Origin of the sequence: Nocardioides lianchengensis (assembly GCF_900101465.1) — a bacterium.
In the GTDB taxonomy this organism is placed as follows: Bacteria; Actinomycetota; Actinomycetes; order Propionibacteriales; family Nocardioidaceae; genus Nocardioides; species Nocardioides lianchengensis.
The window spans coordinates 266,249-284,237 of record NZ_FMZM01000003.1; the positions used below are offsets into that span (position 1 = coordinate 266,249).

Annotated in this window: 20 protein-coding genes; 13 read left to right on the top strand and 7 right to left on the bottom strand. The window is 72.9% G+C overall.

From position 1 onward, the window contains the following. Positions 1–39: 39 nt before the first annotated feature. Genes BLT76_RS07200 through BLT76_RS07210 form a run of 3 tightly spaced genes read right to left on the bottom strand, consistent with a single transcriptional unit; the run spans position 40 to position 3,259 of the window. Positions 40–966, bottom strand: coding sequence for a CPBP family intramembrane glutamic endopeptidase (locus BLT76_RS07200; protein ID WP_090852944.1), 927 nt, complete (start codon positions 964–966; stop codon positions 40–42). A 14-nt stretch (positions 967–980) separates the two neighbouring features. Further along, positions 981–2,441: a glutamate--tRNA ligase gene (gene gltX, locus BLT76_RS07205; protein ID WP_090853452.1), complete on the bottom strand. Its 1,461-nt coding sequence runs from the start codon at positions 2,439–2,441 to the stop codon at positions 981–983. An 8-nt stretch (positions 2,442–2,449) separates the two neighbouring features. Next, positions 2,450–3,259 (bottom strand): fumarylacetoacetate hydrolase family protein, encoded by an 810-nt coding sequence (locus tag BLT76_RS07210; RefSeq protein WP_090853456.1) that lies wholly within the window; start codon positions 3,257–3,259, stop codon positions 2,450–2,452. A 38-nt stretch (positions 3,260–3,297) separates the two neighbouring features. Here BLT76_RS07210 and BLT76_RS07215 point away from each other — a divergent pair, with 38 nt between their 5' ends. The 7 genes from BLT76_RS07215 to BLT76_RS07240 all read left to right on the top strand — a co-directional run bounded on the left by BLT76_RS07215 (position 3,298) and on the right by BLT76_RS07240 (position 10,753). Further along, complete coding sequence (locus BLT76_RS07215) at positions 3,298–4,179, top strand: 3-methyladenine DNA glycosylase (RefSeq protein WP_308632303.1); 882 nt, start codon at positions 3,298–3,300, stop codon at positions 4,177–4,179. A 135-nt stretch (positions 4,180–4,314) separates the two neighbouring features. Continuing rightward, positions 4,315–4,482, top strand: coding sequence for a DUF6767 domain-containing protein (locus BLT76_RS25630; protein WP_170866969.1), 168 nt, complete (start codon positions 4,315–4,317; stop codon positions 4,480–4,482). Positions 4,483–4,577: 95 nt separating this feature from the next. Further along, positions 4,578–6,065 carry a pyridoxal phosphate-dependent decarboxylase family protein gene (locus BLT76_RS07220; protein WP_244509298.1) on the top strand — a complete coding sequence of 496 codons (1,488 nt, stop codon included), beginning with the start codon at positions 4,578–4,580 and terminating at the stop codon, positions 6,063–6,065. Then, on the top strand, positions 6,062–7,357 hold the full coding sequence (locus tag BLT76_RS07225) for a lysine N(6)-hydroxylase/L-ornithine N(5)-oxygenase family protein (RefSeq protein WP_090852950.1): 1,296 nt from the start codon (positions 6,062–6,064) through the stop codon (positions 7,355–7,357). The genes BLT76_RS07220 and BLT76_RS07225 overlap by 4 nt, the downstream gene beginning before the upstream one ends. Beyond that, positions 7,354–9,621 (top strand): GNAT family N-acetyltransferase, encoded by a 2,268-nt coding sequence (locus BLT76_RS07230; protein ID WP_090852953.1) that lies wholly within the window; start codon positions 7,354–7,356, stop codon positions 9,619–9,621. Before BLT76_RS07225 ends, BLT76_RS07230 begins: the two co-directional genes overlap by 4 nt. A 30-nt stretch (positions 9,622–9,651) precedes the next feature. Beyond that, a complete protein-coding gene (locus BLT76_RS07235; protein WP_090852956.1) occupies positions 9,652–10,182 on the top strand; it encodes a 2'-5' RNA ligase family protein in 531 nt (176 codons plus the stop codon). A gap of 10 nt (positions 10,183–10,192) precedes the next feature. Further along, positions 10,193–10,753 carry a M23 family metallopeptidase gene (locus BLT76_RS07240; protein WP_090852959.1) on the top strand — a complete coding sequence of 187 codons (561 nt, stop codon included), beginning with the start codon at positions 10,193–10,195 and terminating at the stop codon, positions 10,751–10,753. On the opposite strand, the gene BLT76_RS07245 is transcribed toward BLT76_RS07240, so the two are convergent. Further along, positions 10,731–11,309: a TetR/AcrR family transcriptional regulator C-terminal domain-containing protein gene (locus tag BLT76_RS07245; RefSeq protein WP_090852962.1), complete on the bottom strand. Its 579-nt coding sequence runs from the start codon at positions 11,307–11,309 to the stop codon at positions 10,731–10,733. The two genes, BLT76_RS07240 and BLT76_RS07245, sit on opposite strands and share 23 nt — an antisense overlap. A 101-nt stretch (positions 11,310–11,410) precedes the next feature. Here BLT76_RS07245 and BLT76_RS07250 point away from each other — a divergent pair, with 101 nt between their 5' ends. From BLT76_RS07250 to BLT76_RS07270, 5 genes are read left to right on the top strand one after another with little or no spacing between them, the layout of a single operon-like run. Then, complete coding sequence (locus tag BLT76_RS07250; protein ID WP_244509299.1) at positions 11,411–12,019, top strand: biotin transporter BioY; 609 nt, start codon at positions 11,411–11,413, stop codon at positions 12,017–12,019. Positions 12,020–12,026: 7 nt separating this feature from the next. Further along, positions 12,027–12,722, top strand: coding sequence for an energy-coupling factor ABC transporter ATP-binding protein (locus tag BLT76_RS07255; protein ID WP_090852966.1), 696 nt, complete (start codon positions 12,027–12,029; stop codon positions 12,720–12,722). Next, positions 12,719–13,330: a CbiQ family ECF transporter T component gene (locus BLT76_RS07260; RefSeq protein ID WP_090852969.1), complete on the top strand. Its 612-nt coding sequence runs from the start codon at positions 12,719–12,721 to the stop codon at positions 13,328–13,330. The genes BLT76_RS07255 and BLT76_RS07260 overlap by 4 nt, the downstream gene beginning before the upstream one ends. A 22-nt stretch (positions 13,331–13,352) precedes the next feature. Then, the gene (locus tag BLT76_RS07265; RefSeq protein WP_090852972.1) at positions 13,353–14,519 is read left to right on the top strand and encodes a phospholipase D-like domain-containing protein; all 1,167 of its coding nucleotides are present in this window, start codon (positions 13,353–13,355) and stop codon (positions 14,517–14,519) included. A gap of 43 nt (positions 14,520–14,562) precedes the next feature. Then, positions 14,563–14,766, top strand: a complete 204-nt coding sequence (locus BLT76_RS07270; protein WP_090852975.1) for a hypothetical protein — start codon at positions 14,563–14,565, stop codon at positions 14,764–14,766. Here BLT76_RS07270 and BLT76_RS07275 read toward each other — a convergent pair. Genes BLT76_RS07275 through BLT76_RS07285 form a run of 3 tightly spaced genes read right to left on the bottom strand, consistent with a single transcriptional unit; the run spans position 14,742 to position 17,248 of the window. Next, positions 14,742–15,263, bottom strand: coding sequence for a GNAT family N-acetyltransferase (locus BLT76_RS07275; protein WP_244509300.1), 522 nt, complete (start codon positions 15,261–15,263; stop codon positions 14,742–14,744). The genes BLT76_RS07270 and BLT76_RS07275 overlap by 25 nt on opposite strands. Positions 15,264–15,273: 10 nt before the next feature. Then, positions 15,274–16,671 (bottom strand): amidase, encoded by a 1,398-nt coding sequence (locus BLT76_RS07280; RefSeq protein WP_090853466.1) that lies wholly within the window; start codon positions 16,669–16,671, stop codon positions 15,274–15,276. Between the two features lie 25 nt (positions 16,672–16,696). Then, positions 16,697–17,248, bottom strand: coding sequence for an NADPH-dependent FMN reductase (locus BLT76_RS07285; protein WP_090852981.1), 552 nt, complete (start codon positions 17,246–17,248; stop codon positions 16,697–16,699). A 126-nt stretch (positions 17,249–17,374) separates the two neighbouring features. Here BLT76_RS07285 and BLT76_RS07290 point away from each other — a divergent pair, with 126 nt between their 5' ends. Then, positions 17,375–17,971 (top strand): TetR/AcrR family transcriptional regulator, encoded by a 597-nt coding sequence (locus BLT76_RS07290; protein ID WP_090853469.1) that lies wholly within the window; start codon positions 17,375–17,377, stop codon positions 17,969–17,971. Positions 17,972–17,989: the final 18 nt, after the last annotated feature.

Sequence of the window (17,989 nt, forward strand, 5' to 3'; positions counted from 1 at the left end):
TCGGCCCCGCTGAGCTCGTCTCCGAGCCGAGAAGAAACCTTACACGCGAGGCCCGGAGGCCTCCAATTCGGCCGGCTCCGAGCGTGTCCTCAGACCAGTCGCCCGGGCGACCAGGAGGGTCAGGGCGAGGAACGACAGCGACTGGGTGAGGGTCACCGGGAGGTTCCACCAGCTCGCCGCCGTCGGATTGAGGACGGTGGCCATCTCGCCGAAGGCCAGCGCGACGCCGAAGGCCAGGAAGTTGTTGAGCACGTGCATGGCGATGCCCGCCTCGAGGCCCCCGGTCAGGACGACGAGCAGCCCGGCCACGATGCCGAAGGCCAGCCGGTCCACGAAGATCGGCGGGTCCTGGGCACCGTGGGCGAGGGCGAAGAGCACGGCCGGGCCGAGCACCGCGAGCCAGGGCGAGCGCACCAGACCCCCGAAGGCCTGGGTGAGGTAGCCGCGGAAGACGTACTCCTCCCCCGCCGCCTGCAGCGGGGTCAGCAGCACGATGATCAGCAGGAAGTCGCGGGTCGTGCGGGTGAAGTCGTTGACGCTGCCACTGATCTGGGTGCCCTCGGCCTGGGCCGGCACCAGGGCGCTGACCACGACGGTCATCAGCAGGGACACGATCGCCAGGCCGAAGCAGGCCGCCAGCCAGCCCCACCGGATCCGCGGGGCGACCGAGGCCAGCCAGCGCGGCTTCAGCCCGTGCAGCGCCCGCATCAGCAGCCAGGTCACCGGGATCAGGCCGGCGATCGCCACGTTGAGGTAGGCCAGGGCCAGCGGGGTCACCCGGTCGGTGTCGAGCATCCGCTCGACCGTCGAGCTCACATCGGCGCCGGAGACCGCGATGCCGACGGTGAAGACCACCAGGACCACCACCGGCACCACGAGGACGAATGCGCCGAGCAGGCAGACCACGCCGACCAGCGGCCGCCACCAGGCCCACGGGCCGAGCCGGTGCAGCCGGTGGTACTCCATCCCCCGCGCCCCGGTCAGCCGAGCGCGGAGCGCAGCCGCGCGAGACTGCGCTCGCGGCCCAGCAGCTCCATCGACTCGAACAGCGGCGGCGAGACCCGCTTGCCGGTCACCGCCACCCGTACCGGGCCGAACGCGTTGCGCGGCTTGATCCCGAGCTCGTCCACCAGCTTGGCCTGGAGGGCGTCCTGGATCGCGGCCGTCGACCACTCCGCGAGCGGCTCGACCGCGTCGTACGCCGCCTGCACGACCTGACGGCCGTCGTCGGTGAGGACCTTCTCGACGTCGGTCTCGTCGCGCGTGAAGTCGGCCTCGTCGACGAAGAGGAAGCCGAGCATGTCGACGGCCTCGGTGAGCTTGTTGATCCGCTCGGCGATCAGGGGCATCGCCTGCTCGAGGAGCTGGGCGTCGGCGTCCGAGACCGGGTCGCCGACGACACCGGCGTCCTTCAGGTAGGGCAGCACCCGGTGCGTGATCTCCTCGAGCGGGAGCAGCCGCATCTGGGAGACGTTGATCGCCTCGGCCTTCTTCAGGTCGAAGCGGGCCGGGTTGGGGTTGACGTCCTTGATGTCGAACGCCCCGACCATCTCCTCCAGCGAGAAGATGTCGCGGTCGCCGGAGATCGACCAGCCCAGCAGCGCGAGGTAGTTGAGCAGGCCCTCGGGCAGGAACCCCTGGTCGCGGTAGGCCAGCGCGTGCGCCTCGGGGTCGCGCTTGGAGAGCTTCTTGTTGCCCTGGCCCATCACGTAGGGCAGGTGACCAAACTGCGGGGTCTGCTTCGCGATCCCGAGCTCGGTCAGGGCGGCGTACAGGGCGAGCTGGCGGGGCGTGCTGGAGAGCAGGTCCTCGCCGCGCAGCACGTGGGTGATCTCCATCAGCGCGTCGTCGACCGGGTTGACGAGGGTGTAGAGCGGGTCGCCGTTGGCGCGGGAGAGCGCGTAGTCGGGGACGTTCTCGGTCTCGAAGGTGATGTCGCCGCGGACCAGGTCGGTCCAGGTGATCGAGCCGTCGGGCATCCGGAAGCGCACGACCGGCCGCCGGCCGTCGGCCACGAACGCGGCGACCTGCTCCTCGGTCAGGTCGCGGCAGAAGCCGTCGTACCCCATCACCTTGGAGCCGGAGGCCTTGCGGCGCGCGTCGACCTCCTCGTTCGTGCAGTAGCAGTCGTAGGTGTACGACGACCCGCGCAGCCGGGTCAGGGCGTCGGCGTACAGCTCGCCCCGCTCGCTCTGGAAGTACGGCGCGTGCGGGCCGCCGACCTCGGGCCCCTCATCCCAGTCGAGGCCGAGCCAGCGCATCAGGTCGACGAGGGCGTCGTACGACTCCTGGGTCGAGCGGGCCTTGTCGGTGTCCTCGATGCGGAAGACGAAGGTGCCGCCGTGGTGGCGGGCGAAGGCCCAGTTGAAGAGGGCGGTGCGGACGAGTCCGACGTGGGGGCTGCCCGTGGGGGACGGGGCCATGCGGACGCGGACGGTCATCGGGGAGGTCACCTTGCCTTGACGGTGTTCGTGAGGGATCCGAGCCCGGCGATCGAGATCTCGACCTCGTCGCCGACGCTCATGGGCCCGACACCCTCGGGGGTGCCGGTGAGGATGACGTCGCCCGGGAGCAGCGTCATGATGCTGGAGACGTGCGCGATCAGCGCGGGGATGTCGAAGACCATGTCGGCGGTGCTGCCGTCCTGGACCGTCTCCCCGTTGAGGTGGGTCTGGACCCGGACGCCGTCCTTGAAGGTCTGCGGGTCGAGATCGGTCTCGATCCACGGGCCCAGCGGGCAGAACGAGTCGAAGCCCTTGGCCCGGGTGAAGTGGCCGTCCCGGCGCTGCAGGTCGCGCGCGGTGACGTCGTTGGCGATCGTGTAGCCGTGGATGACGTCGGTGGCCTTCTCGACCGGGACGTCGCGGCAGATCCGGCCGATCACCACCGCCAGCTCGCCCTCGTAGTGCACCTCGCTGCTCTGCGGCGGGTAGAAGATCGGATCGCCGGGGCCGACCACGCTGGTGTTCGGCTTCAGGAACATGATCGGCTCGGTCGGGACCTCGTTGCCGAGCTCGGCGGCGTGGGCCGCGTAGTTGCGGCCGATCCCGACCACCTTGCTGCGCGGCAGCACCGGCGCGAGCAGGCGCACGTCCTCGAGCCGGTGCTCCTGGTCGAGCAGCTTGACGCCGACGTACAGCGGGTCGCCGGCGAGGGCCACGACGACACTGTCCTCGGACGGCTGGCCGAACTGGTCGATCTCCCCCGTCACGACGCCGTACTGGGGATCCTCGCCCGTGGTGAACCTCGCGATACGCACCATCCGACCCTAGCGGCCTAGGCTCGAGCCTCGTGGAGGTGCTGGAGAGAGCGACCTGGCGCGCGTGCGCCAACGCACACGCGAGCCGCGTCGATGCCTTCGTCGCCCCGCACCTCGCCCGGCGCGAGTCGGGGGTCAAGCACCCGGTCCACGACTTCCTGTTCACCTACTACTCCCAGCGCCCGGCCCAGCTGCGCCGCTGGCACCCGGGGTACGGCGTCCGGCTGCTCGACGCCCCGGAGTACGACGGCCTGAAGGGGTACGACGACGGCGCCGTGACCGCGTCGTACGTCGTCGCGCAGCGGCCGCTGCTGGAGTCGGTGCACCGACTCTTGGCCGCGACCGCCGCCCGCCCGGCGAACTTCGGCTGCTTCGGCCTGCACGAGTGGGCGATGGTGCACCGGCTGGCGGACGACGAGACCCGGCACGCCGACTGGCCGCTGCGGCTCGGCGGGGCCGGCACCGACGCGGTCGTCGAGTCGCACCGGATCGCCTGCTCGCACTTCGACGCCTACCGGTTCTTCACACCCACGGCCCGACCGCTGAACACCCTCGCCCCCACCGCCGCCGACCGGCCGGACTTCGAGCAGCCGGCCTGCCTGCACGCCGGCATGGACCTCTACAAGCACGCCTTCCGGCTCACCCCGATGGTCAGCTCGGACCTGGTCGCGGACTGCTTCGAGCTGGCCCGCGACATCCGGGTCCTCGACATGCGGGCCTCGCCGTACGACCTGGTGGACCTGGGCTTCGAGCCCCTCGCGATCGAGACCGCCGCCGGCAAGGCCGCGTACGCCGAGGCGCAGCGCGGGTTCGCCGATCGCGGCGCTCCCCTGCGCGCCCGGCTGGTGGCCGAGTGCGAGCGGCTGCTGGCGGTGACGCCCGTCGATCACGCGCGCAAAGGTTCATCGGCTGGCCGATGAAACTCTCGCCGGGACGATGAACCTTCGTCGTCCCGGCGGGAGACCTGTCGGCCAGCCGATGAAACTCTCCGGCGGCACGCGGGCCGAGGACCTGCGGCCCTACCGGCCGTGACCGGGCCGGCGCACGATGGCGCCATGGGGAGACCCGTTCCGCAGTGCCCGATCAGGCTGGGCGAGCCGTGCTCGCTCTGCGAGCCCGGCGCGACCGGGCCGCAGGACTGCGGACTGGTCTGGCTGGTGATGACCGACCCGGAGCTGCGGGAGCGGTTGGCCGAGCTCCGTCGCGAGCGCGGGACGGTGTGACGATCGTCCCAGATGACGGGTCACGGGTTGAACTCGCTCAGACGGGTACCCCTAAGGTGAGGCTTACCTAACTCCTTGCTCGGAAGGACAACTCGGTGTCCATCTCCCCTGCCCAGAACCGTCGGGACGACCCCCCTCCCCCGGACCTGCACCACCTCTTCCACCCCGACCACCTCGACTCGTACGTCGACACGATGCGCCTCGGCGTGGACCACCTCGCCGACACCCTGCGCCGCCTCGGCGGCCCCGCGACGGGCGTGCAGCCGGAGCAGGCCGCCAAGCCGGTCGCCGACGTCGATCTCGACGTCCCGCTCGGCGACCCCGCGTCCGCGCTGGCCGAGATGAGCCGGGTCTACCTCGACGACGCGATCTGGTTCCACGACCCGGCCTACGCCGCGCACCTCAACTGCCCGGTCGTGGTCCCGGCCCTGCTGGCCGAGGTCTTCGTCAGCGCGGTCAACTCCAGCCTCGACACCTTCGACCAGAGCGTCGGCGGCACCTTCGTCGAGCGGCACCTCATCGACTGGACCAACGGCCGGATCGGCTTCGGCCGCGGCGCCGACGGCATCTTCACCAGCGGCGGCACCCAGTCCAACCTGCAGGGCCTGCTCCTGGCCCGCGACCACGCGCTCGCGAGGACCGTCCACGGCGATCCCAGCCGACTGCGCATCCTGGCCAGCGCCGACGCGCACTTCTCGGTGCAGAAGGCCGCCCGGCTGCTCGGCCTCGGCGACGAGGCCGTCGTCGCGGTGCCGGTCGGTCGCGACCGCCGGATGAGCGTCGACGCCCTGGCGGGCGCGCTCGACGACCTGACGACGTACGGCCTCTCCCCCATGGCCGTCGTCGCCACGGCGGGCACGACCGACTTCGGCGCCATCGACCCGCTGGGCGCGATCGCCGCGCTGGTCCGCCGGCACCGCACCTGGCTGCACGTGGACGCGGCGTACGGCGGCGGGCTGCTCGTCTCCCCCACCCGGCGGCACCTGCTGGCCGGGATCGAGCAGGCCGACTCGGTGACCGTGGACTACCACAAGACCTGGTTCCAGCCGGTCTCCGCCAGCGCGCTGCTGGTGCGCGACGGCCGCCACCTCGGCCACGTCACCTGGCACGCCGACTACCTCAACCCGAAGGACCCGGAGGGGATCCGGCACCCCAACCAGGTCGACAAGAGCCTGCAGACCACCCGCCGCTTCGATGCGCTGAAGCTCTGGATGACCCTGCGGACCATGGGCCCCGACACCATCGGCGGGTACGTCGACACGGTCGTCGACCTGGCCCGCCGGGCGTACGACGCCCTCGCCGACGACCCGGCGATCGAGCGGTGCGCCGAGCCCGGGCTGAGCACTCTCGTGCTCCGCTTCCGCCCGGAGGGAATGACCGAGGACGCGGCCGACCGGCTGCAGCCGCGGATCCGGCAGACGGTCTACCAGCGCGGGACCGCGATGGTCGCCGCCACCAAGGTCGACGGCCGCTGCTGGCTCAAGCTCACCCTGCTCAACCCGCTCGCGACCCTCGACGACGTGCTGGCCGTGACCGGCAGCCTAGGCGCCGTGGGCCGCGAGCTGATGAGGGAGGCGGCATGACCCCCAACGGCACGTACGACTTCGTGGGCATCGGCCTCGGCCCGTTCAACCTCGGCCTGGCCTGCCTGACCGACCCGGTCGACGAGCTGGACGGCGTCTTCCTCGAGGCCCGCGACGAGCTTGCCTGGCACCCCGGGATGATGCTTCCGGAGGCCACCCTGCAGGTGCCGTTCCTGGCTGACCTGGTGACCATGGCCGACCCGACCTCGCGCTGGTCGTTCCTGAGCTACCTGAAGGAGACCGGCAGCCTCTACCCCTTCTACATCCGCGAGTCGTTCTACCCGCTGCGCAGCGAGTACGACGACTACTGCCGCTGGGCCGCCGAGCGGCTCGACTCGGTCCGCTTCGGCCAGGCCGTCACGCGGGTCGAGTGGGACGGGGCGGCGTACGTCGTCTCGACCGCCGCCGGCGACACCTTCCGCGGGCGCCGGCTGGTGCTGGGCGTCGGGACGAGGCCGCGGATCCTCGACTGCGTCCGCGAGGCGGGCGGTCCGGCGATCCACTCCGCGCAGTACCTCGACCACAAGGCCGAGCTGCAGCAGCACGACTCCATCACCATCGTCGGCAGCGGCCAGAGCGCGGCCGAGATCTACCAGGACCTGCTGGCCGAGTCGGCCGACCACGACTACCGGCTGACCTGGCTGACCCGCAGCCCGCGGTTCTTCTCGATGGAGTACACCAAGCTCACCCTCGAGCTGACCTCGCCCGAGTACACGTCGTACTTCCAGGGGCTGCCGGAGCTGACCCGGGCCCGGCTGCTGCGCGACCAGCGCTCGCTCTACAAGGGCATCAGCGGCGACCTGGTCGACGACATCCACGACCTGCACTACCGGCTGCGCGTGCAGGGCGAGGGGCCACGCACGACCCTGGTCACCAACACCGCGGTCACGGGTGCCCGCTGGGACGGGTCGTCGTACGAGCTCGACCTGCACCACGAGGAGACCGACGAGGACTTCGGGCTGCGCACCGACGGGCTGGTCCTCGCGACCGGCTACGCGGCGCAGGTGCCGGAGTTCCTGGAGCCGGTGCGCGACCGGATCCGCTGGGACGAGCAGGGGCGGTTCGCGGCGTCGTCGACGTACAGCGTCGACCACGGCGACCGCGAGATCTACGTCCAGAACGCCGAGGAGCACACGCACGGCTTCGTGGCGCCCGACCTCGGCATGGGGGCCTACCGCAACTCGGTGCTGGTCGCCGCGCTGACCGGCCGCGAGGTCTACCCGATCGAGAAGCGGATCGCCGTGCAGAGCTTCGGCGTCCCCGACCACCTGAGGAGGAGCCACCACTCATGACACCGAAGGCAACGCTCGAACCCCTGGACCTCGACCGCGACCTGGCCCTGCTGCACGCCTGGGTCACCCACCCCCGTTCGGTCTACTGGGAGATGCAGGGCGCGTCGCGCGAGGACGTGACGACCGAGTACGCACGGATCGTGGCCGACCCCCACCACCACGCCTGGCTGGGCCGGGTCGACGGGGAGCCGGCGTTCCTCGCCGAGACCTACGACCCCGCGCACTCGCCGCTGGCCGAGCTGCCCGAGGTCCGGCCCGGCGACCTCGGCATGCACGTCCTCGTCGCCCCGACCGACACCCCCGTCGCCGGGTTCACCCGGCTGGTGTTCCGGGCCGTGCTCGACCACTGCTTCGCGGACCCCGCCGTACGACGGGTCGTGGTCGAGCCGGACGTCCGCAACGCGAAGATCGCCGCCCTGAACGCCGCCTTCGGCTTCGTGGTCGCGCGCGCCGTGGAGCTCCCGTCCAAGACCGCCGCGCTCTCCTTCTGCACCCGCGCGGCCTACGACGGTCCGGCCGCCCACCTGTCCCCCGAGCGGCTGGCGACCGCCCAGCGGCACCTGGTCGCGAAGGCGATCAGCGAGTACGCCCACGAGCGGATCGTCACGCCGGTGCCCGACGCCGACCAGTGGCGGCTGAGCGCGCCCGACGGCGGCTCGTCGTACACCTTCGCCGCGCAGCGGCTGGCCCTCGAGCACTGGGCGGTCGACGAGGCCTCGCTCACCCGGTGGGTCGACGGCGCGCCGGCCGACCTCGACGCGCAGCGGTTCGTCACCGAGTTCGCCGGTCTGCTCGGCATCCCGGACGCGCTGCTGCCGACGTACCTGGAGGAGATCGCCAGCACCCTGGCCAGCTCCTGCTGGAAGCTCGCGCACTCCACCGCGACCGTCGCCGAGCTGCTGGACGCCGACTACCAGGCGCTCGAGGCCGCGATGACCGAGGGCCACCCGGGCTTCGTCGCCAACAACGGCCGGATCGGCTACGACCTCGACGACTACGCGGCCTACGCGCCCGAGACGGGCAGCGCGGTCCGGCTGGAGTGGCTGGCCGCCCGGCGCTCGAAGGCCCGGCTCTCGATCGGCGAGGGCCTCTCCGAGGCCCGCCTGTACGACGGGGAGCTGGACGCGACCACCCGGGCGGGCTTCGCCGCGACCCTGCGCGGGCTCGGGCTGGAACCCGACGACTACCTCTACGTGCCGGTCCACCCGTGGCAGTGGCGCCACCAGCTGGCGATCACCTTCGCGCCGGACCTGGCCCGCCGCGACCTGGTCCACCTCGGGACCGGGCCCGACGACTACCGCGCGCAGCAGTCGATCCGCACCTTCTTCAACACCTCGCGCCCGGACCGGCACTACGTGAAGACGGCGCTGTCGATCCAGAACATGGGCTTCAAGCGCGGGCTGTCGCCGCGCTACATGGGCGCCACGCCCGCCATCAACGACTGGGTGCACCGGCTGGTCGAGGACGACCCGACCCTGAAGGGCTGCGGCTTCGCGGTGCTGCGCGAGCGGGCCGCGATCGGCTACACCGGGGACGCGTTCCACGCCCTGGAGGTGCGCTCGCCGTACCAGAAGATGGTGGCGGCGCTGTGGCGCGAGAGCCCGGTCCCGCTGCTGTCCCAGGGCGAGCGGCTGGCCTCGATGACCTCGCTGCTGCACCGCGACGCGCGCGGCGGATCCCTGGCGGGCGCGCTGATCGAGGCCTCTCCGATGGACGCGACCGCGTGGGTGCGCAGCTACCTGCACGCCTACGTCCGGCCGGTCGTGCACTGCCTGCTCGCCCACGAGCTCGCGTTCATGCCCCACGGCGAGAACCTGGTGCTGGTGCTGCGCGACCACGTGCCGGTCCGGGCGCTGATGAAGGACGTCGGCGAGGAGGTCTGCGTGATGGACGCCTCGATCCCGGTCCCGGAGGAGGTCGAGCGGATCCGCGCCGACGTGCCCCAGGACATCCGGGCGCTGGCCCTGCACACCGACGTCTTCGACGGGTTCCTGCGCCACCTCGCCGCGATCCTCGGCACCGACGGCGTGCTGCCCGAGGCCGACTTCTGGGCCGAGGTACGACGCTGCGTGGAGCAGCACGCCGAGGAGCACCCGGAGCTGGCCGACCGGATCGCCGCCTACGACCTGCAGCGGGCCGAGTTCAAGCACAGCTGCCTGAACCGCCTGCAGCTGCTCAACACCCTGGAGATGGTCGACATCGCCGACCAGGCCTCCTCGCTGCAGTACGCCGGCACGCTGGTCAACCCGATCGCCCGGGAGTAGCCGGCGCGCGGCCGTCGTACGCTGTCGGACGTGGGGGACGCGGGCCACTCCGTGCTGCAGATCCCGGTGCCGGAGCTGGAGGAGTTCGTGCGCGGACGGCACGCGCACTACGACCCCGGCTTCGTCTCGGCCGATCCCGCCTTCGTGCACGCCCACGTGACCGCGCTCGGGCCGTTCCTGCCGTCGCTCGACGGGCACGCGCGGGAACGCCTGACGGCGGTCGTGGCCCGGACGACGCCGTTCGAGGTGGTGCTGGAGCGGGTCGCGACCTTCCCGGACGGGATCATCCACCTGGTCCCCGAGCCGGCCCGGCCGTTCCAGGAGCTCACGATGCGGCTCTTCGCGGCCTTCCCCGAGTGCCCGCCGTACGCCGGGGCGTACGACGAGGTGCTGCCGCACCTCACCCTCGACCTGCGCTCGTCGGAGGTCAGCGAGGCCTCGACCCGCGCCGCTCTCGCCGACCTGCTGCCCGTGCGCGTCCACGCCGAGCGGCTCGACCTGGCCTGGTGGGCGGACGGGGACTGCCGGCTGCTGGAGTCGTGGCAGCTGGGTGCTGTGTGACAGTGGGGTCGTGCGCCTGCTCGCGACCGTGCTCTCGACCCTGCTCCTGCTGGTCCTCCTGCCGGCGACCCCGGCCGCGGCCGACGCCGATCCGCGCTGGGTCTTCTACACCGCCGACAAGACCCGCTACACGTCGCCGTGGTTCCGGGGCGCGCACCGGATCATGATCCCGTTCGGCTGCACGCGGGCGCCGTACTACTCCCCCGACCCCCGCTGCCGGGACGGCCGTGGGTTCCACCACGGGCTGGACGTCGCGATGCCGTGCGGCACCCGGCTGTTCGCGCGCACTCGGCTGCGGGTGGTCGACAACAGCTCGCTGGGTCCGGCGTACGGCGCCAACCCGCTGCTGCTGCGCAGCCGGTCCCAGGGCTTCGACGTGGTCATCGGCCACACCCGGCAGGTGTACGTCGAGCGCGGCGACCTCGTGCGCCGCGGCCAGCTGATCGCCCGGGCGTCCGACGACGGAGCGCCCGACGGCTGCCACCTGCACTTCGAGCGGCGGGCGGTCGGCGGCGGGCTGTCGACGGCCGTCGCGCCGCGGAAGCTGCTCAGGCTGGAGCGGCGCCGCTGACCCGCGCCCGGATCCCGTCGACGATGATCGCCAGGCCCAGCGCGAAGTCGGACGACTCCCGCGGGGCGTCGGCGATGGCGCCGGCGCTGCCGGCCTGCAGGTGGGTCTGCTCGTCGGAGACGTGGCCGAGCACGAAGTGCAGCAGGGTGCGGGCGGCGACCGGGACCAGATCGTCGGGGAGGCCGTCGGGGAGGTCGCCGGCGGCCAGGGCCTCGACCAGCGCGTCGTACGGCGCCCGCGCGCCGAGCCCGAACGCGTGCACGGTGGCCACCAGCTCGGCGCCGTCGCGGTAAGCCAGCACGGCGTCGCGCAGCGTGCTGCAGACGGCGACCACCTGCTCGTCCCAGGGGCCGTCGACCGGCGGTCGCGCGCCGCGGGCGAGCACCTCGTCGGCCACGGCCGCGAGCAGCAGCTGCTTGTTGGCGAAGTGGTGGTAGAGCGCGCTGGGCTGCACGCCGAGCTCGGCACCGAGCCGGCGCATCGACAGGTCGGCCAGGCCGTAGGAGTCGAGCACCTCGATCGCCCGATCCACCACGTCGCCGCGGTTGTTGCGCATCCCACAGCCTCCTTCCCAGCATTGACGGTGTCCGGCCCGAACCCTAACCTGAACGCCGTTCACCTGACCACCGTTCAGGTCCGTGCCGAGAAGGATCCCCGATGACCATGACCGACGACAGCACCGCGCCGGCGACCACCCGCCGTCCGCGCCTCTCCGCGACCGACCTGGCCCTGGTGGCCGCGTTCGCCGCGCTGATCGCCGCCTGCACCGTCGTCGGCGGCATCCCCGTGGGCGGCGCAGGGGTGGAGATCACCCTGCAGACCTTCGGGATCGCCCTCACCGGTGCGCTGCTCGGCGCGGTCCGGGGCACCCTGGCCGTCGCGGTCTACCTCGCACTGGGCGCCGCCGGCCTGCCGATCTTCTCCGGCCACTCCTCCGGCCTCGGCGTATTCACCGGGCTCACCGCCGGCTACCTGTGGTCGTTCCTCGCGGTCGCCTTCGTCACCGGTCTCCTGGTCCGGTACGCCGCGCGCGGCCGTCGTACGTCCGCTTTCGTGGTGTTCCTCTGCTGCCTGCCCGGCGTCGGCCTGAACCACCTGCTCGGCATCCTCGGCATGGCCGCGTTCTCCGACGTCCCGTTCAGCACGGCGGCCGGCTGGGACGCCCCGTTCTGGCTGGGCGACATCGTCAAGGCGCTCGTGGTGGCCCTGGTCGCCGCCGAGGTGCACCGCGCCTTCCCGCAGCTGCTCGGCCGCCGCACCCGCTGACGCCGGAGTGCCCACGATCCAGCTCGACGGTGCCGGGGTCACGGTCCCGACCGTCTCCGGCGACCGCGTCGTCCTCGCCCCGACGACCCTCACCCTGACCGAGCGCCGGATCGGCATCGTCGGCGCCAACGGGTCCGGCAAGTCCACCCTGGCCCGGCTCCTCAACGGGCTCGTCACGCCGACCGTCGGGCGGGTGCTGGTCGACGGTCTCGACGTCGCCCGCCAGGGCGCGGAGGTACGACGGCGCGTGGGGTTCTCCTTCACCGACCCGGCCGCCCAGCTGGTGATGCCGACCTGCGTCGAGGACGTCGAGCTGTCGCTGCGCCGCCGCGAACGGAACGGCGACCGCCGGCGCGAGCTGGCGCTCGCGGTGCTGGACCGCTACGGCCTGGCCGACCACGCGCACGACAGCGTGCACAGCCTGTCCGGCGGACAGAAGCAGCTGCTCGCCCTGGCCGGCGTGCTGGCCACGGAGCCCGCCGTGCTCGTCGCCGACGAGCCGACCACCCTGCTCGACCTGGCCAACACCCGGCGGGTCGGCGACCTGCTGCTCGGGCTCGACCAGCAGCTGGTGCTCGTCACCCACGACCTCGACCTGGCCCGCCGCTGCGACCGGGTGCTGGTGGTCGCCGACGGCGAGATCCGGTACGACGGCGCGCCCGACGCGGCCGTCGACGACTACGTGGCGTCGGCCCTCGGATGAGCAACCTGCTGCTGATCGGCGTCCACCAGCCGGGGACCACCGTGCTGCACCGGCTGCCGGTCGGCGTGAAGATGGCGGGCCTGGCGGCGTACAGCCTGAGCGTCGTGCTGGTGCGCAGCGCGACCTGGTCGTGGGTCTTCCTCGCCCTCGCGCTGCTCGCGGCCCTGGTCGGTCGGGTCCGGCTCCGGACCCTGGCCCGCGCGGCCCGGTCGGTGCTGCTCGTCGCCCTCGTCGTCTCCGCCCTGCAGTGGTGGCTCTACGGCCTGCCCAAGGCGGTCGAGACGTTCGTCGACCTGCTCGCCCTGGCCCTCGCGGCGGTCGTGCTGACCGCCACGACGGCCGTCAACGCCATCCTCGACGCGATCGTCCGCTGGCTCGGTCCGCTCCGCCGCTTCGGCGCCCAGCCCGAGCGGGTCGCGCTGACCTTCAGCCTCGCGCTGCAGGCCATCCCCGGCACCCTCGCCCTCGCCCTCGAGACCCGTGACGCCGCCCGCGCCCGCGGCCTCGGCCGGCACCCGCGCGCCTTCCTGACCCCGTTCGTGGTCCGGGTCGTCGCACGCGCCCACGAGACCGGCGACGCGCTCCAGGCTCGGGGGCTTGGCGACTGACCGCGGCGGGTAGGACCCGTGCATGTCTCGGGTCCTCACCATCCTCGCCTCAGCCCTCGCCGCCGTGCTGGTCGCGGCACTCGTGCCGCTCGGCGCCGCCGTGCCCGCCGGGGCGACCGCCGCGACCGCCGCCCCGGCCGCGGCCGACGACTTCCAGTGCGCGCCGGGGCCGTACGTCCTCCGACCGGAGGCGTTCTTCGGCGATCCCGGCTCGAGGTACGGCGACATCTCCTGCGTCATCCTCCGCGCCATCAACGGCGCCCCGAAGGGGTCGCTCATCCAGGGCGTCACCTGGAGCTTCGACTCGGTGACCATCGCCCGGGCCCTCGCTGCTGCCGACAACCGCGGCGTGCGGGTCAAGATGCTCGTCGCCAAGCAGGCCGAGCCGGGGATCCGGAAGTACCTCCGCGCGCAGCTGAACGGCAAGGGCTCCAAGCTCGTCGTCAGCAACGGCGCCGCCCGGGGCAACCCCGCCCTCGGCAAGGGAGCGATGCACCAGAAGTCCTGGACGTTCTCGTCGACCTACGGCAAGCGGTTCGTCTCGATCTTCACCTCGGCCAACGCGACCACGGCCGCCTCCGACTGGCAGTACAACGACGGCTACCAGTTCGTCGGCTACCGGCCGGTGCACCGCACGCTGAAGCGGGTCTTCGCCCAGCAGGTGAAGCGGCGCGACCAGCGGGCGCCGTTCATCCAGGAGAACCTCACGCCCAACACCGCACTGACCTTCAACCCCTGGAACTCGCCGAGCATGGCCGATCCCGTCGTGGGCCGGATCAACGGCCTCCCGCAGGACCGCCTGGTGATCCGGATCGCCAACGCGTCGTGGAGCGGGGACCGCGGCCTGGCCATCGCCCGGGCCCTGGTCGCCAAGAAGCGGGCGGGCGCGAAGGTCCGCGTCGTCGTGGGCGGGATCGGGCCGCAGGTCAAGGGCGTGCTGGTGCGCGGCGGGATCCCGGTGAAGCTGCTGAAGAGAAGCGACCAGGACTACCTGCACAGCAAGTCCATGATCGCCCGCTACGGCACCGGCAGCACGAAGAAGGCCCGGCTCTGGACCGGCTCGGAGAACTGGGGCGACGCGCCGCGGGCCGCGGACGAGGTCGTCGTGAAGGTCAGCAACGCGGCGGCCGTCACGGCCTGGCAGGGCTACTTCGACCACCTCTGGTCCCTCGGCACCCGGCTGCGCTGAGCAGAGGCTGGCCGGACCGGTCCGGTCGCGGCACACTGACCGGATGATCGACGTCGTCGTCCTGTCGGGCCTGGCCGGGGCCGCGCTGCTGGGGCTGGTCTCGCTCGCCGTCCTGACGGCGTCCGGGGCGCGGCGCCGGGGACGCAGCGTCCCGCGAGCGGTCCTGGCGGGGCTGTTCTTCCCCCTGACCTGGATCGCCTGGCACGTCGCCGACCGCGACCGCTACCAGACGTCGCCGTCCCGGTGATCGCAGGCGATCGGCAGGTCCCGGTCGACGTCCTGACCGCCGAGGACCAGGACCAGGACCGATCCGTCGTCGTCGGGCGTCGGCTCCGGACCCGTGGGGCCGAGCACGGACGTCGGGCCGCGCCACGGCTGCCAGCCCCGTGCCTCGTAGAGCGGCAGCCCCGCGTCCGACGCGCTGAGGGCGAGCAGGTCGTACGCCGGCGCCAGCGCCTCCAGGGCCGCCATCACCGTGGAGGCGTGGCCGAGCCGGCGCCGATCGGGGTGCACCGCGACCGCCTCGACATACCCGACCCGCAGGGAGCGACCGCCCACGAGCATCCGCCGCTGCACGAGCGAGCCGTGCGCGACCAGCAGGCCGTCCTCGCGGACGACGGCGTGCTGGCCGCCGAGCCCGTGCTCCCAGTCGTGGTCGTCGAAGTCGTCGAAGGCGGCGTCGAGCAGGTCGCGGATCTCGTCCAGCTCGGCGGCACCCAGCGCCGCGGTGTGCCGGGTCGTCACCACTGAGGGTTCACCACCGGGGCGGCCTGCGGTCGGCCCACGGTGCGGCCGACTCCACCTGGGCGGCGAGCGCCAGCAGCAGCGGGTCCTCGGCCGGCCGGGCCGCGAGCATGACGCCCACCGGGAGCCCGTCCGGCGTCTGGTGCAGCGGCAGCGAGACCGCCGGCATGCCGGTCACGTTCCACGCCGAGGTGTACGGCGTGAACCGCTTCTGCGCCTCGAAGTCCGCAGCCGGGTCGGCGTCGTCGCGGATCGCGCCGACGGGCAGCGGCGGGGTGGCCAGGGTGGGCGTGAGCACGGCGTCGTACGGCGCGAGCGCGGTGAGCGCATCTGCGGCGTACCGGCGCATCGCGCCGATCGCCAGCCCGAAGTCGGGCCCGCTGACCGCCCGGCCCCGCTCGCCCAGCCAGCGGGTGAGCGGGCGGAGCAGGTGCTCGCGCTCCGGCGGGACGACCGACAGCGCGGTCAGCACGGCCCAGCAGGTCTCGAAGACCGGCACCGCCTCGCGCGGCAGCGGGACGGCGACGTCGACGACCTCGTGGCCGAGCGACTCCAGCAGCAGCGACGCGTCCTCCCAGGCCCGACGGCACTCGGGGTCCAGCGCGGCGTCGGTGATGACCGGCTCGCTGAAGCGAGCGATCCGGAGTCGACCCGGGTCGCGGTCGCAGGAGGCCAGGAAGCTCTCGGACGGGGGCGGCGCCCAGGCCGGGTCCCCCACGCGACGCCCGGCGATCGCGTCCAGCATCGCCGCCGCGTCGCGCACGGTCCGGGCGATCGACCCGGCCGTCGCCAGGCCGGTGGGCTCGCCGTACATCGGGAAGCCCGAGACCCGCCCCCGGCTCGGCTTCAGGCCGACCAGCCCGCAGCAGGACGCGGGGATCCGGATCGAGCCGCCCCCGTCGGATCCCTGGGCGACCGGCACCAGTCCCGCGGCGACGGCCGCGGCCGCCCCACCGGAGGAGCCACCGGCCATCCGGGTGCGGTCCCAGGGCGTCACCGCCGGCGGCCGGCCCTCGGGCTCGGTGTAGCAGGGCGAGCCGAACTCGGGCGTGCTCGTCTTGCCGAGGCTGATCATCCCGGCCGCCTCGAGCCCGAGGGTGACGGCGTCGCTGACGTCGGGCACGAAGTCGGCGAAGGCCGCCGAGCCGAGGGACGTCGGCACCCCCGCCGTCAGGTTGAGGTCCTTGATCGCGGTGGGGACGCCGTGCAACGGACCCGCGTCCGGTGCGTCGCGCAGGGCCGCGGCCCGCTCGCGGGCCAGGTCGGGCGTCAGCGTGACGAACGCGCCGACCGAGTCGAGTCGGCCGGCGCGTTCGAGGTAGTGGTCGACGAGCTCGGCGGGCGACACCTCGCGGCGGCGCACCAGCTCGCCCTGCTCCAGCGCGGTCAGGTCGTGGAGGTCGGTCACGACCCCCACGCTAGAGGGGGTGGCCTCAGGCGGCGGAGGACGGCGCCGGGTCGTAGTCGACCAGCGAGCGCAGCGCGGCCTGGAGCTTGGCCTGGACCTCGCCGTCGGCGAGCACGTCGACCTCGATGCCGGGCTGGGAGACGGTGACGTCCTCGAGGACGACGGCGCCGGCGATGTTGGCCGAGCGGTTGGCGTCGGCGTGCGCCCAGCGGCCGCCGTACGGCGTGGGGGTGGTGCCGACGACGGCGAACGGCTTCGCGACGATCGCGCCGGCGCCGTAGGGGCGGGAGAGCCAGTCGATGGCGTTGTTGAGGACGGCCGGCATGGTGCCGTTGTACTCCGGGGTGACGACGAGGACGCGGTCGGCGTGCGCCACCTGGCCGCGGATCCGGGCGGCGGCCTCGGGGACCTGCTCGCCGTCGATCTCCTCGTTGTAGAAGGGCAGCTGCTCGAGGCCCTCGACGATCTCGAGGGTCACGCCGTCGGGCGCCTCGTCCCGCAGCTTCTCGGCGAGCTTGCGGTTGAGGGAGTCGGCACGGAGGCTGCCGACGAGGACGGCGACGCGGGTCTCGGACATGGGTGCTCCTGGATCTGAGGTGGAACGGTCGACCGACTAAACGGACTGCGGTCCGCTTTCATTCCCCGCCCAGGTCGAGGAATCCACCAGCGCTCCGCGAGCGCCGTCCCTACAGTGGGCGACGCCATGTCCGACCACCGCCCGCTGCCCCTGCTCGGCGCTCCCCAGACGGAGCGCCGCGACGCCGCGCGCAATCGCGAGGCGCTGATGTGCGCGGCCGCCGCGCTGGTCGCCGAGCACGGCGCCGCCGCAGTCACGATGGACGAGGTGGCCGCCCGCGCGGGCGTCGGGAAGGGCACCGTCTTCCGGCGCTTCGAGTCCCGTGAGGGACTGATGGGCGCGCTGCTCAACCAGTCCGAGACCGACTGGCAGGCCTCCGTCATCTCCGGCCCGCCGCCGCTCGGGCCCGGCGCCCCGCCGCTCGACCGGCTGCGCGCCTTCGGCCGCTCGCGCATCGAGGTCACCCTCCAGCACGCGGAGCTGATCCGCGAGGCCGGCCGGGTCGGACCGCGGTCCTACGCGGCGTACTCCTTCACGGCGATGCACGTGCGCTACCTGCTCGCCGAGATTGGCGTCACCGGCGACCTGCCGCTGCTCGCGACCGCGATCCTGGCGCCGCTGGAGGTGCCGATCCTCGACCAGCAGGTGCGGATCGAGGAGTTCCCGGTCGACCGGGTCTACGAGGCCTGGACCGACCTGGTCGGCCGCGTCGTCCAGCGCTGACCCGTCACTGGATGTCAC

Excerpts from the sequence above, each read along its gene's own strand:
- BLT76_RS07260 (WP_090852969.1), top strand. The coding sequence starts at position 12,719 with ATGAGCAACCTGCTGCTGATCGGCGTCCACCAGCCGGGGACCACCGTG.
- BLT76_RS25630 (WP_170866969.1), top strand. The coding sequence starts at position 4,315 with ATGGGGAGACCCGTTCCGCAGTGCCCGATCAGGCTGGGCGAGCCGTGC.
- BLT76_RS07200 (WP_090852944.1), bottom strand. The coding sequence starts at position 966 with ATGGAGTACCACCGGCTGCACCGGCTCGGCCCGTGGGCCTGGTGGCGG.
- gltX (WP_090853452.1), bottom strand. The coding sequence starts at position 2,441 with ATGACCGTCCGCGTCCGCATGGCCCCGTCCCCCACGGGCAGCCCCCAC.
- BLT76_RS07290 (WP_090853469.1), top strand. The coding sequence starts at position 17,375 with ATGTCCGACCACCGCCCGCTGCCCCTGCTCGGCGCTCCCCAGACGGAG.
- BLT76_RS07245 (WP_090852962.1), bottom strand. The coding sequence starts at position 11,309 with ATGCGCAACAACCGCGGCGACGTGGTGGATCGGGCGATCGAGGTGCTC.
- BLT76_RS07225 (WP_090852950.1), top strand. The coding sequence starts at position 6,062 with ATGACCCCCAACGGCACGTACGACTTCGTGGGCATCGGCCTCGGCCCG.
- BLT76_RS07265 (WP_090852972.1), top strand. The coding sequence starts at position 13,353 with ATGTCTCGGGTCCTCACCATCCTCGCCTCAGCCCTCGCCGCCGTGCTG.
- BLT76_RS07285 (WP_090852981.1), bottom strand. The coding sequence starts at position 17,248 with ATGTCCGAGACCCGCGTCGCCGTCCTCGTCGGCAGCCTCCGTGCCGAC.
- BLT76_RS07250 (WP_244509299.1), top strand. The coding sequence starts at position 11,411 with ATGACCATGACCGACGACAGCACCGCGCCGGCGACCACCCGCCGTCCG.
- BLT76_RS07230 (WP_090852953.1), top strand. The coding sequence starts at position 7,354 with ATGACACCGAAGGCAACGCTCGAACCCCTGGACCTCGACCGCGACCTG.
- BLT76_RS07270 (WP_090852975.1), top strand. The coding sequence starts at position 14,563 with ATGATCGACGTCGTCGTCCTGTCGGGCCTGGCCGGGGCCGCGCTGCTG.